This is a genomic window from Streptomyces sp. NBC_00726 (genome assembly GCF_045161735.1).
In the GTDB taxonomy this organism is placed as follows: domain Bacteria; phylum Actinomycetota; class Actinomycetes; order Streptomycetales; family Streptomycetaceae; genus Streptomyces.
This window is the reverse complement of the sequence record NZ_CP108983.1, coordinates 183052-197042: the sequence shown is the minus strand read 5'-3', so window position 1 is coordinate 197042 and position 13991 is coordinate 183052. Positions and strand designations below refer to the sequence as shown.

General features: G+C 74.0%; 13 protein-coding genes. 8 read left to right on the top strand and 5 right to left on the bottom strand.

Features of this window, described 5'->3' with window-relative positions:
* Positions 1–7 precede the first annotated feature (7 nt).
* The 5 genes from OG338_RS00840 to OG338_RS00820 all read left to right on the top strand — a co-directional run bounded on the left by OG338_RS00840 (position 8) and on the right by OG338_RS00820 (position 5904).
* Positions 8–580 (top strand): 2Fe-2S iron-sulfur cluster-binding protein, encoded by a 573-nt coding sequence (locus OG338_RS00840; protein WP_405935457.1) that lies wholly within the window; start codon positions 8–10, stop codon positions 578–580.
* On the top strand, positions 577–1563 hold the full coding sequence (locus tag OG338_RS00835) for an FAD binding domain-containing protein (RefSeq protein WP_405935456.1): 987 nt from the start codon (positions 577–579) through the stop codon (positions 1561–1563). Before OG338_RS00840 ends, OG338_RS00835 begins: the two co-directional genes overlap by 4 nt.
* Before the next feature lie 16 nt (positions 1564–1579).
* On the top strand, positions 1580–3679 hold the full coding sequence (locus tag OG338_RS00830; RefSeq protein ID WP_405935455.1) for a xanthine dehydrogenase family protein molybdopterin-binding subunit: 2100 nt from the start codon (positions 1580–1582) through the stop codon (positions 3677–3679).
* A 168-nt stretch (positions 3680–3847) separates the two neighbouring features.
* Positions 3848–4369 (top strand): ATP-binding protein, encoded by a 522-nt coding sequence (locus OG338_RS00825; protein ID WP_405935454.1) that lies wholly within the window; start codon positions 3848–3850, stop codon positions 4367–4369.
* Positions 4370–4491: 122 nt separating this feature from the next.
* The gene (locus OG338_RS00820; protein ID WP_405935453.1) at positions 4492–5904 is read left to right on the top strand and encodes an NADP-dependent succinic semialdehyde dehydrogenase; all 1413 of its coding nucleotides are present in this window, start codon (positions 4492–4494) and stop codon (positions 5902–5904) included.
* 86 nt (positions 5905–5990) lie between these two features.
* On the opposite strand, the gene OG338_RS00815 is transcribed toward OG338_RS00820, so the two are convergent.
* On the bottom strand, positions 5991–7106 hold the full coding sequence (locus OG338_RS00815; protein WP_405935452.1) for a chemotaxis protein: 1116 nt from the start codon (positions 7104–7106) through the stop codon (positions 5991–5993).
* Positions 7107–7257: 151 nt separating this feature from the next.
* Between OG338_RS00815 and OG338_RS00810 the strand changes: the two genes are divergently transcribed.
* The gene (locus tag OG338_RS00810; protein ID WP_405935451.1) at positions 7258–7824 is read left to right on the top strand and encodes a hypothetical protein; all 567 of its coding nucleotides are present in this window, start codon (positions 7258–7260) and stop codon (positions 7822–7824) included.
* Between the two features lie 36 nt (positions 7825–7860).
* Here OG338_RS00810 and OG338_RS00805 read toward each other — a convergent pair whose 3' ends face one another.
* The gene (locus tag OG338_RS00805; protein ID WP_405935450.1) at positions 7861–8679 is read right to left on the bottom strand and encodes an endonuclease I family protein; all 819 of its coding nucleotides are present in this window, start codon (positions 8677–8679) and stop codon (positions 7861–7863) included.
* A 247-nt stretch (positions 8680–8926) separates the two neighbouring features.
* On the opposite strand from OG338_RS00805, the gene OG338_RS00800 reads away from it, so the two are divergent.
* Positions 8927–9127 carry a hypothetical protein gene (locus OG338_RS00800; protein ID WP_405935449.1) on the top strand — a complete coding sequence of 67 codons (201 nt, stop codon included), beginning with the start codon at positions 8927–8929 and terminating at the stop codon, positions 9125–9127.
* A gap of 83 nt (positions 9128–9210) precedes the next feature.
* A complete protein-coding gene (locus tag OG338_RS00795; protein ID WP_405935448.1) occupies positions 9211–10353 on the top strand; it encodes a methyltransferase in 1143 nt (380 codons plus the stop codon).
* Here the strand turns inward: OG338_RS00795 and OG338_RS00790 are convergent.
* From OG338_RS00790 to OG338_RS00780, 3 genes are read right to left on the bottom strand one after another with little or no spacing between them, the layout of a single operon-like run.
* On the bottom strand, positions 10343–11260 hold the full coding sequence (locus tag OG338_RS00790) for an ADP-ribosylglycohydrolase family protein (RefSeq protein ID WP_405935447.1): 918 nt from the start codon (positions 11258–11260) through the stop codon (positions 10343–10345). The two genes, OG338_RS00795 and OG338_RS00790, sit on opposite strands and share 11 nt — an antisense overlap.
* A 39-nt stretch (positions 11261–11299) precedes the next feature.
* A complete protein-coding gene (locus OG338_RS00785) occupies positions 11300–12739 on the bottom strand; it encodes an MFS transporter (RefSeq protein WP_405935446.1) in 1440 nt (479 codons plus the stop codon).
* Positions 12736–13953, bottom strand: coding sequence for a M20 family metallopeptidase (locus tag OG338_RS00780; RefSeq protein WP_405935445.1), 1218 nt, complete (start codon positions 13951–13953; stop codon positions 12736–12738). Before OG338_RS00780 ends, OG338_RS00785 begins: the two co-directional genes overlap by 4 nt.
* Between the last annotated feature and the right edge of the window lie 38 nt (positions 13954–13991).

Here is a 13991-nt window from a genome sequence, read left to right as displayed (position 1 = left end):
GCCGCGCGTGGACCCGGCCAGTTCCTGGGAGGACGGCGCCGCCGCATCGCCGGCACCCGGCGACCTCCCCTCCGCCACTCTGACCCTGCACATCAACGGCACCGAGCGCACCGTCACCCTCGACCACCGCACCACCCTGCTGGACGCCCTGCGCCACCACCTGGACCTCACCGGGGCGAAGAAAGGCTGCGACCACGGCCAGTGCGGCGCCTGCACCGTCCTCGTGGACGGCCGCCGCGCCAACAGCTGCCTGCTGCTGGCCGTCGCCCACGACGGCGCGCGCGTCACCACGGTCGAGGGCCTGGCGGACGGCGACCGGCTGCACCCCCTCCAGGAGGCGTTCCTGGACCGCGACGCCCTCCAGTGCGGTTACTGCACACCCGGCCAGCTCTGCTCCGCCGCCGGCGTCCTCGCCGAGGCCGCCCAGGGCCACCCCTCGCACGTCACCCCGCACGACGCACCCGTCGCCGCCCCCGCCCGGCTCGGCCCGGCGGAGATCCGGGAGCGGATGAGCGGCAACCTCTGCCGGTGCGGCGCCTACCCGCGCATCGTCGAGGCCGTCGAGGACGTGGCGTCGTGAAACCCTTCGCCTATCTGCGCGCCGAGACCGTCACCGACGCGGTGCGCGCCTGCGCCGCCCACCCGGGCGCCAAGTTCCTCGGCGGCGGCACCAACCTGGTCGACCTGATGAAGCTCGGTGTGGAGACCCCCGGCATGCTGGTCGACGTCAGCCGGCTGCCGCTGGACCGGATCACGGACACCGCCGACGGGGGCCTGCGCATCGGCGCCACCGTGCGCAACAGCGACCTGGCCGCCCACCCCGCCGTACGCACCCGCTACCCCGCCCTGTCACAGGCCCTGCTGGCCGGCGCCTCCGGGCAGCTCCGCAACATCGCCACCACCGGCGGCAACCTCCTCCAGCGCACCCGCTGCCCCTACTTCCAGGACACGTCCAAGCCCTGCAACAAGCGCGAACCCGGCACCGGCTGCCCCGCCCGCGAGGGCGCCCACCGCGACCTCGCCGTCATCGGGCACTCCGAGGAGTGCGTCGCCACCCACCCCTCCGACATGGCCGTCGCCCTCGCCGCACTCGACGCGGACGTCGTGCTGCACGGGCCGGAGGGCGAACGGACCGTCCCGGTCACCGGCTTCCACCGGCTGCCCGGCGACAACCCCGACGCCGACACGGTCGTCCGACCCGGCGAACTCGTCACCGACGTGCTGCTGCCACCCCTGGCCGACGGCACGGTCTGCCTCTACCGCAAGGCCCGCGACCGCGCCTCGTACGCCTTCGCGCTGGCTTCCGTCGCCGCCGTCCTGCGGGTGCGCGACGGGCGCGTCGAGCACGCGGCGCTCGCGTTCGGCGGGCTCGCCCACCGCCCCTGGCGGGCCCGCGCAGCCGAGGAGATCCTGCGCGGCGCACCCGCCACCGACGCGGCCTTCCTCCGCGCCGCCGACGCCGAGCTGGCCGGGGCCCGCCCGCTGCGCGACAACGCGTTCAAGGTCCGCCTCGCCCGGCATCTGGCCGTCGACGCCCTCGCCGAACTCACCGCCCGCACCTGAAGAGCCGAGGACCGTCATGAGCCACGCCCGCCAGCCGCTCGGCGCACCCGCCGTCCGCCGCGAGGGCCGCGCCAAGGTGACCGGCGCCGCGCGCTACGCCGCCGAACGCGGCCTGCCCGGCTGCCTGTACGCCTGGCCGGTGCCCGCCACCGTGCCGGCCGGCCGGGTCACCGCCGTCCGCACCGTCGACGCCCTAGCCCACCCCGGCGTCCACAGCGTCCTCACCCACGACAACGCGCCGCGCCTGGCCGAACCGGACGACCCGATCCTCGCCGTCCTCCAGGACGACCGGGTGCCCCACCGCGGCTGGCCCGTCGCGCTCGTCGTCGCCGACAGCCTCGCGAGCGCCCGGGCCGGCGCCGCCGCCCTGCACATCACCTACGAGACGGCCCCGCACGACGTCGTGCTCACCGAGGACCACGCGGGCCTCTACACCCCGGAACAGGCCAACGGCGGCTACCCGGCCGTGCGCGAACGCGGCGACTTCGACCGGGCCTTCGAGGCGTCGCCGGTACGCGTGGACGCCACGTACACCCTGGAGGCGCTGCACAACCACCCCATGGAGCCGCACGCCTCGACCGCCCACTGGTCGCCGGACGGGCACCTCACCGTGTACGACTCCAGCCAGGGCGCCACCAAGGTGCGCGACAGCCTCGCCGCCGCCTTCGGCATCGGGACCGGCCGGGTCACCGCCGTCTCCGAGCACGTCGGCGGCGGCTTCGGCTCCAAGGGCACCCCGCGCCCGCAGTCGGTGCTCGCGGCGATGGCCGCCCTGCACACCGGCCACCCCGTCGAACTCGCCCTGCCCAGGCGGCAGCTGCCCGCGCTCGCCGGACACCGGGCGCCCACCGTGCAGCGCGTCAGGCTCGGCGCGTCCGCCGACGGCACCCTCACCTCGGTCGCCCAGGAGATCATCACCCACACCTCCCGGATCAAGGAGTTCGTGGAGCAGGCCGCCGTCCCCGCCCGCGTCATGTACGGCTCACCGCACAGCCGCACCACGCACCGGGTCGCCGCCCTCGACGTGCCCAGCCCGTCGTGGATGCGCGCCCCGGGCGAGGCCCCCGGCATGTACGCCCTCGAATCCGCCATGGACGAACTCGCGGCGGAAACCGGCGTCGACCCCGTCGAACTGCGGCTGCGCAACGACCCGGCCGACGAACCCGACTCCGGCAAGCCCTTCAGCAGCCGGGGCCTGGCCGCCTGTCTGCGCGAGGGTGCCGCACGCTTCGGCTGGCAGGACCGCGACCCCGCCCCCGGCGTCCGCCGCGAGGGCGCCCTGCTGCTCGGCACGGGCGTCGCCTCGGCCACGTACCCCGTCTACGTCGGCGCCGCCCACGCCACCGCGCACGCGGCCCCCGGCGGCACCTACCGGATCGCCGTCGACGCCACGGACATCGGCACCGGCGCCCGTACCGTCCTCGCGCAGATCGCCGCCGAGGCGCTGGGCGCACCGCTGGACGACGTGGCCGTCGACATCGGCGACAGCGACCTGCCCGACGCCCCGGTGGCCGGCGGCTCCTCCGGTACCGCCTCCTGGGGCTGGGCCGTGCACAAGGCCGCCGCCGGGCTCGCGGCGGAGCTCGCCGCACGCGGCGGACCGCCGCCCGCCGGAGGGGTGACCGTCACCGCCGACACCACCGCGGAGACCGCCGGGACATCCCCGTACGCCCGGCACGCCTTCGGGGCGCACTTCGCCGAGGTCGCCGTCGACACCCGCACCGGCGAGGTCCGGGTGCGCCGGATGCTCGGCGTCTTCGCGGCCGGCCGCATCCTCAACCCCCGCACCGCGCGCTCCCAGTTCATCGGCGGCATGACCATGGGCATCGGGATGGCGCTCACCGAGGGCTCCGCCATGGACCCGGTCCACGGCGACTTCACCGCGTGCGACCTCGCCTCCTACCACGTCCCGGTATGCGCCGATGTGACCGCCGTCGACGCGCACTGGATCGAGGAGGACGACCCCCACCTCAACCCCATGGGCAGCAAGGGCATCGGCGAGATCGGCATCGTCGGCGCCGCCGCGGCGGTGGGGAACGCCTTCCGGCACGCGACCGGAGTCCGGCTGCGCACCCTGCCCCTCACACCCGACCGGGTGCTCACCCATCTGGCCTGACGCGAAAGCGCCGGTCACCCCGGGTACGCGGCCCGATATGTTGCGCGACCGGCCCAGCGGGGTCACCCTGTGGAGTGACCCAGAAGAGACATCTGCTCACTCTTCGTATTCGGGGGTCGTTGGTTCAACGAGGCGAAGTCGTGGGCCTCGATGTGAGGAGCCTCGACGATGACCGTTCCACTCGACCGGCACTATCTGGTCGAACTCCAGGTTTCCGCAGAGCGTGTGGACCAGCTGCGACGCATAGTCGCGGCCCACCTGCGCCACTGGAGTCTCGAACTCCACGTACGGCCCGTGTGCCGTGCCGTGGAGGAGCTGCTGACCAATGTCCACCGGCATGTCGGTGACGACAGCCGCTGCGTCGTCGAACTCCGGTGGTCCGGACGGCACCTCACGGTCTCCGTCGCCGACAACGGCTCCGAGATGCCGCGGCTGCTCCACGAGGGCGGCGGGCTGAGCCGGGTCATGGCCCTCAGCGACAGCTGGGGCACCTGCCGGACCGCCGAAGGCAAGGTCGTCTGGTTCACCCGGTACGCCCAGGAGCCGCAGCACATCGAGCTGGTGCCGCTGCCGCCGCTGCCCGGCGTCCGCGAGTTCCGCCGTCCGCCGGCCGCGGTCGCGGAGATCCCCGAGCCGGTCCCGGCCGGTATCGAGGAAACCGTCCCCGACACCGCCCCGGCGCTCGTCTGAGGCATACGGCCCCGCCCCCGCACCGGTACGCGGTGGCGGGGGCCGCGTCGTGTCACGGCCCGCGTTGCGGGCGGGCCCGCCGCGCGGCACGGTCGGAGTACCGAGGCAAGGAGGCCACAGCCATGCCCATCGCGACGGTCAATCCCGCGAACGGCGAGACGCTCAGGACGTTCGACGCGCTGAACGACGACGAGATCGAGAGGCGGATCGCCGCGGCCCACGCCGCCTTCCGCGATTACCGCACCACCACGTTCGCCGAACGGGCCCGGCTGCTCAACCGGGCCGCCGACCTCCTGGACGAGGACCGGCAGGACATCGCGCGCACCATGACCCTGGAGATGGGCAAGCCCGTCACGGCCGCCCGCGCCGAGGCCGCGAAGTGCGCCAAGGCGATGCGCTGGTACGCCGCCCGCGCCGGGGAACTGCTCGCCGACGAGCACCCCGCCGCCGCCGATGTGCGGGACGCCGGCGCGGTGCGCGCGTACGTCCGCTACCGGCCGCTCGGCCCGGTCCTCGCCGTGATGCCGTGGAACTTCCCGCTCTGGCAGGTCGTGCGCTTCGCCGCCCCCGCCCTGATGGCCGGCAACACGGGCCTGCTGAAGCACGCGTCGAACGTGCCGCAGACCGCGCTGTACCTCGGCGACCTCTTCCACCGCGCCGGCTTCCCGGCCGGCTGCTTCCAGACCCTGCTGGTCGGCTCCGGCGCCGTCGAGGGCATCCTGCGCGACCCCCGGGTGGTCGCCGCCACCCTCACCGGCAGCGAACCGGCCGGCCGCTCCGTCGCCGCCGTCGCCGGTGACGAGGTCAAGCACACCGTCCTCGAACTCGGCGGCAGCGACCCCTATCTGGTCCTGCCCTCGGCGGACGTCGCCAAGGCCGCCCGTACCGCCGTCACCGCCCGCACCCAGAACAACGGCCAGTCGTGCATCGCCGCCAAGCGGTTCATCGTGCACACCCAGGTGTACGAGGAGTTCGCCGAGCGCTTCACCGTCGGCATGCGCCGGCTGACCGTGGGCGACCCGCTGGAGGAGTCCACCGACATCGGGCCGATCGCCATGGAGCAGGGCCGCACGGACCTCGCCGGACTGGTGGACGACGCGGTGCACCGGGGCGCCGAGACGCTGTGCGGCGGCGGACGCCCCGAGGGCCTGGCCGGCGGACTGGAGAACGGCTGGTTCTACGCGCCCACCGTCCTCGCCGGCATCACCCCCGAGATGCGCATCCACCGCGAGGAGACCTTCGGCCCGGTCGCCACGCTCTACCGCGTGGACAGCCTCGACCAGGCCGTCGAGCTGGCCAACGACACCTCCTTCGGGCTCAGTTCCAACGTCTGGACCCGCGACGCCGACGAGGCCGACCGCTGCGTCCGCGACCTCCAGGCCGGCGGCGTCTTCTTCAACGGCATGACCGCCTCCCACCCCGCGCTGCCCTTCGGCGGGGTGAAGCGCTCGGGCTACGGGCGCGAACTCGCCGGGCACGGCATCCGCGAGTTCTGCAACGCCACCACCGTCTGGTACGGCTCCGAGCCCCGGTGACCGTGCACACGGCACACCCCCTCAAGTCGTACGGAGAAGGCCCGGACGGGAATCCCCCGTCCGGGCCTCGGCGCGTACCGCGCGGCTCAGAAGCGCAGTTCGGCCGCGATCCGGCCGTGCCCCTTCAGCGAGTCGTCCGCGACGAAGAACACCTCCGCGCCGCTGTCCAGCGCCGCCTCCACCAGCTCGTCCACGATGTCCTCGCGGACGCTCGTGTCGGCCGGGTCCACCACGTCGTCGGTCACCGGCTTCAGGTGCTCCTCGGCGACCCGTACCGTCTGCTGGTAGTGCTCCTCCACGGCCACCAGACCGGCGCGGCCCTCGCGCACCGCGGCCCACACCTCGTCCAGACCGCCGGCGAACGCCTTGCGGCCGCGCGCCGCGTCGAGCCGCCCCTCGATCTCCTTGGCGAAGTGCTCGCGCCGGGCGTCCAGGGCCGGGCGCAGCTCGGTGAGCAGGTCGCGGGGCGCGTTGTCGGCGGGGGCGCCCTTGGTGACCCGGCCGACCGCGTCCTTCGCGCACTCGCTGACCTCGTCGAACAGCGCCAGCGCCGGCGCGATGCCCACCAGGTACAGCGGGCGGGGGTCGGCGGCCAGGACGGCGCGCAGCTTCTCGTCCACCGTGCGCAGGAAGTTCCGGGTGTCCTCGCTGGCGAAGTTGCTCGCCGTGTCCCCGATCCGCTCCATGCGCTGCGGGTTGGACTCCTCGCGCGGGGCGGCCAGCGGGAAGCCGCCGGCGTGGGCCTCCTGAGCGGACTCGGCGGTGCCGCTGAACAGGGCGGCGTGGTCGGCGGCCACGGTCAGCGCCCAGAAGGGGCGGGCCTGTGCCTTCGCGGCGACCAGGTTGCGGGTGAGGTAGCTGTCGCTCAGCACCACCCGTTCGGGTGCGGTACGCGGCAGCCGCCAGATCTGGTATTCGTCGGCGGTGGCCAGGAGCACGAGTGCGTCCAGGGCCCGGCGCTGGTCGAGTTCACCAGCCGCCCGGTCGAGCTGCCGCTTGATCGCGGCGCACGCCTCCCGGCCGGCCCGCGGATCGGCCTCCAGCCGGTTGTGGGCCTCCGACAGCAGGTTGCGCAGCCGTACGGCGTCCTGGGTGTTGTCCGGGGCGCGACGGTGGGTCGGCATGGTCAGGGACAGGGCCGGATAGGGCCTGGTCCGGCGGAGCTCCTGGAGCAGGCCGGCGGTCAGGGCGTCCGTGTCCATCAGTTCCCTCCCGGGGAATGGCGCGCACTGCGTGCGGGGCGGGTGATTCAACGAGTCAATTCATACCTTTTGATCCTAATATGGGCGAGTTGGTCATCCCGGGTGCGGGAAGCGCTGCTTCACCGTGCCCGCTTCAGTGGACGGAGCGTTTGTGAACCGGACCGGCCCCGTGCGGCGCCCTTTCCGAGGCCGCGTCATCCGCGCCCTGACCCCCGCCGCGCTCGTCGCGCTGCTCGCCGCCGGGGCGGCCGCCTGCGGCGACTCCGACACCTCTTCGGCGGGCACGGCCAGCAGCACCCGTACGATCTCCGCCGAACCGACGGCGAGCCCGAGCCCGACCCGTGGCGAGCGCACCCAGGACGAGTTCGCCGCCTCCGTCTCCGCCGACGCCGAGCGCAACCGGCAGAAGGCCGTGGCGACCCTCAAGAGTGTCGACGGCAAGGGCAACGCGGTGGACGACGTCTCCGTCAGCGGCATCGCGGTCCAGTCCGGGGAGCGGTTCCGCAGCGCCCTGGTGCGGGTGACCAACCGCAGCGGCGAGGAGGCGTTCTTCGCCGTGCGCGTCGAGTTCGTGGACGCGTCGGGCAAGGTGCTGGACTCCGTGGTGCTCGGCTTCCCGGACGCGCCGACCGACAAGACCGTCAGCGAGCACGCCAACAGCCGCAAGGCCGCCGGCGTCAAGTCGTTCCCCCGGATCGCCCAGGCGGAGCGGAGCTGACGGCCGGCGGCCTCGCGGTCGCTCAGCGCGGGTCCGTCACCAGATGGCCTCCACCCACTCGGGGTGGTCCACGAACGGGTTCCGGTTGTGCTGGTAGTCCTCGTATATGACGTCGTTGCGCCGCTTCTCGAAGGCGTCCGGCGGGTCCTGCTCGCTCCATGCCTTGAGTACGGAGAGCCGGCCGATGTGCGGTGAGGAGCCGTTGGACACGCTGTCGTTGGGTTCCAGATCGGGGAACGCGTCGTCGCCCTCGTAGCGCACGGCCATGTAGAGGATCATCCGCGCCACGTCGCCCTTGACGGCGTCGCGCGGTTCGAAGGAGTCGGAGTCCGTGTAGTTGCCCGGCGCGTTGTTCAGTTCCGTACCGCCGTCGTCGAAGTCCTTGTTGCCGCGCGTGGAGTTGACCTGGACGTCGGACGGGCGCAGATGGTGGATGTCGGTGCCGGGGCCGGTGGCCGTGCCGAAGCCGCCGTGCGACTTGGCCCAGACGTGCTCGCGGTTCCACTGGCCGACGCTGCCGCCGTTGTTGCTCTTCGGCTCGGAGCGCCCGGTGTACAGCTCGATGATGTTCGAGGAGTCGGCCGGGTCCTCGTCGGTGTCCTTCAGGGCGTCCCAGACCTGGCTGTAGGTGAGCTTGCTCTGGTCGCTGATGATCGTGTGCAGGGCGCTCTTCAGCGCGGTGCCGGTCTTGCCGGCCGCGTCCTGGTAGTACGTGTCGTCCAGCACGGAGAGCGCGGAGGCGGCGGTGGGCGGGGGTGTCGGGACGGGTGCGGCGGCGGCCGTGCCGCTGAACACCACGAGCGCGGCGAGCGCGGCGGGCAGTGCGTGCCGCGCGGGAAGGTGACGACGGGACATGTGGGGTGTCCTCTCCGGGAATACGCGCACCGCGGCGTCGTCACGGGGTGGGGGACGGCTCCGCGGTGGTCGTGTCCGCTATGTGTACGCGGGAGCCTTCCATGCGGACCGTCACGATGTGTGAACGTTGCGTATCTATCATGTGCAGGTCAAGTGAGGGCCGGGAGCCGGTCCGGGACCCCGCCCCGGTCTCGGATGCGGGAGTGCCGGGGGAGGGCGAGAATGACGGGAGGGACAAGGAGGCGGCATGAGCGACGAGTCCGAATCCGTATCCAGTACCCGGGGCCCGACTCCGGACGACCTCTTGCACACCGGCGCCACCGACAACCCGTCCGCCGAGGATCTGGTGCTCGCGTCCGGGCGGGACCTGACCCCGGCGAACCTTGAGTGGGCGGAGCGCACCCTGGCCAGAGAGGGCCGGGCGGCCATGGACAAGCGACTGCCGTAGCCGGCGGCGGGTGCGGCGGCCACGGCAGTCGCACCCGCCGCGGGTACGGGCGCGGGGCGCCGCTCGGTTAGCCTGAACGCACAATGAACCGTTTGACGACGTCAGAGGCCGGTTACGACCTCGCCCGCTTCCCCGAGGACCCCCGCGACCCGTTCCGTGCCTGGGACGCGGCCGACGCCTATCTGCTCCAGCATCTGGCGGAGGCGGTCGACGTCTCGGGGAACGTCGTCGTGATCGGCGACCGCTGGGGCGCCCTGAGCACGGTCCTGGCCGCGCACCACCCCGTACAGATCAGCGACTCCCATCTCGGGCAGCGGGCCACCGCCGCGAACCTGGAGCGCAACGGGCTGCCCGCCGGTGCGGTGCGCCTGCTGTCGCCGCGCGACACCCCGCCGGACCGCGTCGACGTCCTCCTCGTACGCGTACCGAAGAGCCTCGCGCTCCTGGAGGACCAGCTGCACCGGATCGCGCCCGCCGTGCACGCCGGCACGGTCGTCGTCGGCACCGGAATGGTCAAGGAGATCCACACCTCCACGCTGAGCCTGTTCGAGCGCGTCATCGGCCCGACCCGGACCTCCCTCGCCGTCCGCAAGGCCCGGCTCATCCACTGCACCCCGGACCCCGCCCTGCCCCGCACCCCCAGCCCCTGGCCGCTGCGTTACGCGCTGCCCCCGGATGCCGGGGCGGCCGCCGGGCGCACCGTCACCAATCACGCCGGGATCTTCTGCGCCGACCGGCTCGACATCGGCACCCGCTTCTTCCTCAAGCACCTGCCGGACCGCGCCGGCCCGGACCGCGTCGTGGACCTCGGCTGCGGCAACGGCGTCCTCGGCCTCGCCGCGGCCCTCGCCAACCCCGACGCCACCCTCACCTTCGTGGACGAGTCGTACCAGGCCGTGGCATCGGCCGAGGCGACCTTCCGCGACAACACCGGGCCGGACGCCCGGGCACGCTTCGTCGTCGGGGACGGACTGGCCGGCGCCGAGCCCGGCAGCGCGGACCTGGTCCTCAACAACCCGCCGTTCCACTCCCACCAGGCCACCACCGACGCGACCGCCCGGACCATGTTCCACGGGGCCCGGCGCGCACTGCGCCCGGGCGGCGAACTCTGGGTCGTCGCCAACCGGCATCTGGGCCACCACACCACCCTGCGCCGGATCTTCGGCAACTGCGCAACGGTGGCGGGCGACCCGAAGTTCGTCGTACTGCGCGCGGTCAGGCGCTGAGCGCCGCCCACCCGGGCAGCGGCTCACGGGCCGTGTGCCAGGCCGGCGGGAGGGCGGCGACGCCGGTACGGGCGGCGATCACGCCGCCCGCGATGGCGCAGGTGGTGTCGATGTCACCGCGCCCCGCGACCGTGCACCACAGTCCTTCCGCCAGATCGTCCAGGTGGCCCGCCGCACACCACAGCGCGAAGGGCACGGTGTCCGGCCCGGACATCCGGTAGCCGGAGCCCAGTACCTCCGCCGCGTGACGGACCGAGGTGTGGGCGGGCATCCGGGACGCGATCCGGATGCCCGAGCGCACCTCGCTGTCGGACAGCCGCGCGGCGACCTCCTGGAGGAACGCGGCCCGTCCGGGCGCCGGACCGCCCCGGCCGCGCACGGCCAGTGCCGCGGCGACGGCGACCGCCACCGCCCCGGCGGCCGCCTCCGGATGGTGGTGCGACACCGCGCTCTGGCGGGCCGCCTGCTCCATGGCGGTGTCCAGATCGCCGGCGTGCCAGGCGCCGAGCGGGGCGACGCGCATCGCGGCCCCGTTGCCCCAGGAGCCCATGCCGTCGAACTGTGCGGCCACCAGCTCCTGCCAGGGCTCGCCCGCACCGATCCGGCGCAGCACATCGTGCATCGAGGCGCCGTAGCCGCGGTGCGTGTCGGCGGCGTACTCCTCGGCCAGGCTGCGGGCGAACCGGTCCTGGTCCACGACGCCTTCGCCCTCGGCGAGTTCACGGACCAGGACCAGCGCCTGCGCGGTGTCGTCGCTCCACCGCCACACGGACTCCTCGGGCGGCGTCCGCGTCTCCAGGGGCCCGGGGCCCTCGCGGCGCAGGATGCCGAACCAGCGGTCGCCGAAGGCGTCACCGAAGGCGAGCCCGGCCAGGGAGTCGAGTGCGGGACGAGGTGCGTCGATCATCGTCGCAGTATGACAAACGGGGTGCTCCGCCCGCCCCGGTTATTCCGCCGCCCCGCGCCGCGCGGCGGCCGCCGCCACGGCCGCGCCCGCGGAGAGCAGTGCGCACAGCAGCCACACCATGACGTACCCGGACTCGCTCGCCGCCTCCTGGGTATCGGCGACGGTGCTCCCGGTCTCGGACGCCGGGGTCGCCAGGACGACCGCGATGACCGCTCCGGCGACCGCCCCGCCCAGGGTCTTGACGTTGTTGTACAGGGCCGTGGTGATCCCCGTACGGGAGGGGGCGCCGGCCTCCGCGATCACCGTGGGCAGCGCGCCGAGCGCCACGCCGATCCCGGCACCGGCGAGCACCTTGGCCGCCACCAGCTGCCAGATCGCCGTGTGGAACGCGGCGGTGGCCAGGAAGCTCACGCCGATCAGGGCGAACGAGGCGATCAGCGCGGGGCGGTAGCCCAGGCGCCCCGCGATGCGGGCGGTCAGCGAGGAGCAGACGACCGCGGCGACCCCGGCGGGCAGGGCGATCAGTGAGATGGCGAGCGCGGAGAGCCCGAAGCCGTAGCCGGTGCGCTCCGGGTCCGCCGCGAGGAACGTCGCGTCCGGGGCCAGGCTGCCGAAGTAGACGACGCCGAACGCCGCCGCGCACAGGAAGTACGGGGCGACACTGCGGTCCGCCAGTGCCCGCAGGTCCACCAGCGGATCAGGCACCCGCAGCTCGCGCACCGCCCACACCGCGCCCGTCAGCAGGGCGAGCGGCACCGGGACCAGCACCGCGCCGGAGAGCAGCGGGCCGGTCTTCGCCGCGGAGATCCCCGCGAGCAGCAGAAGCACCGCCAGGCTCAGCAGGCCCACGCCCGGCCAGTCCAGCCGGGCACCCGGCGTCCGGGTGGACTCCGGGATCGCCAGGAACGAGACCGGGACACAGAGCAGCGCCAGCACGGCCGGAAGGAGCAGGGTGATCCGGACATCGCCGGTCGCCTTGTGCGCCAGGCCCATCACCACCCCGCCGAGCAGGGTGCCGAGGGTGAGCGCGCCGACCAGCCGCGCGATGGCACCGCGGGCACGTTCGACGGAGAGCCGGTCGCGTACGAGAGCGATCTCCAGCGGCAGCAGCGCGGCGAGCGGGCCCAGCAGCACCCGGCCGGCCAGCAGCACGGGCAGCGAAGAGGCGAAGGCCACGAGCAGCGACCCGACGGCGACGCACACCAGCGAGACCCGCAGCATCCGGCGGTGCCCGTACACATCGCCGAGCCGGCCGAACGCGGGCACGGACACGGCGGCGGCGAGCAGCTGTGCGGCGACCACCCAGTTGAGATCCGCGTCCGCGATCCCCAGCTCGGTGCCGATGTCCGGTAGCAGCGGGACGATCCCGCCCTGAAGGAACCCGCTGGTCAGCTCGAAGAGGACGAGGAGCCCGACGACCGCGCCGACGGACGCGGTGCCGGTGCGGGCGGCGGCCCCGGCCGCCTCCGTCGTGCTCATGACGGCTGCTCCGCGCGGTCGCCGGCCGCCTGGAGACGCCGCGCCGCGAGCCCGGCCAGGAGGGCGGCCGCGTCCGTCACCGCCCGGTCGTCGTAGACCGCCTGCGCGGAGTGGTTCATGGGAGCGGCCGAGGCGTCCCGGCCGGGCGGACACGCGCCGAGGCCCACGTACGCGCCCGGCACCTCGTGCAGCACATACGAGAAGTCCTCCGAGCCGGCGATCGGGCGCGGCGCCTCGAAGACCTGCCCGGCGCCGAGCACTTCGCGCGCGGTGCGCAGCGCGAACGCGGCCTCGGCGGCGTCGTTGACGGTGACCGGATAGCCGTCGCGGTACTCGGTCCCGGCGGTCAGGCCGTGCGCGCCGGCGATCCCCCGCACGGTCCGTTCCAGGGCGGCCCGGACCCGGGCCCGGGTCTCCTCGGAGAACGTCCTGATGGTGGCGGTGAACTCGGCGGCCTGGGGAATGACGTTCCCGGCCGACCCCGCGTGCAGCGAGCCCACGGTGATCACGGCCGGGTCGAAGATGTCGACGGTGCGCGTGACCAGGGTCTGGAGCGCGGTGACCATCTCGCAGACGGCCGGGACCGGGTCCTTCGCCAGATGCGGCGACGACCCGTGGCCGCCGGCGCCCACCACCCGGACGGTGACCTCGTCGGAGGCGGCGAGCATCGGGCCCGGCCGGACGGCCGCGGTGCCGGCGGGCAGCACCGCGGAGGTGACGTGCAGCGCGTACGCGGCGACGACCCGGGTCCCGGCCGCGTCCAGCACCCCCTCCTCGATCATCAGCGGGGCGCCGCCCATGCCTTCCTCGCCCGGCTGGAACATGAACACCACGTCACCCGCCAGCTCCTCGCGCCGCGCGGCCAGCAGCATGGCCGCCCCGACCAGCCCGGCGGTGTGCACGTCGTGGCCGCAGGCGTGCATCCGCCCGGGCACCTCGGAGGCGTACGGCACACCGCTGTCCTCCTGGACGGGCAGCGCGTCCATGTCACCGCGCAGCAGCACGGCGGGGCCGGGGCGGCCGCCGCGCAGGACGGCGGTCACCGAGGTGAGCCGGCTGCCGGTCGTGATCTCCAGGGGCAGCCCGGACAGGGCGTCCAGGACGGCCCGCTGGGTGCGGGGGAGGTCGAGACCGAGCTCGGGCCGCCGGTGCAGGGCGTGGCGCAGCTGGACCAGGGAGTCTTCGAAGGCGAGGGCGTCAGTGCGTACGAACATGCCTGGTATGGTGCCGATCCGGCCGTTCAGGGCGCTTC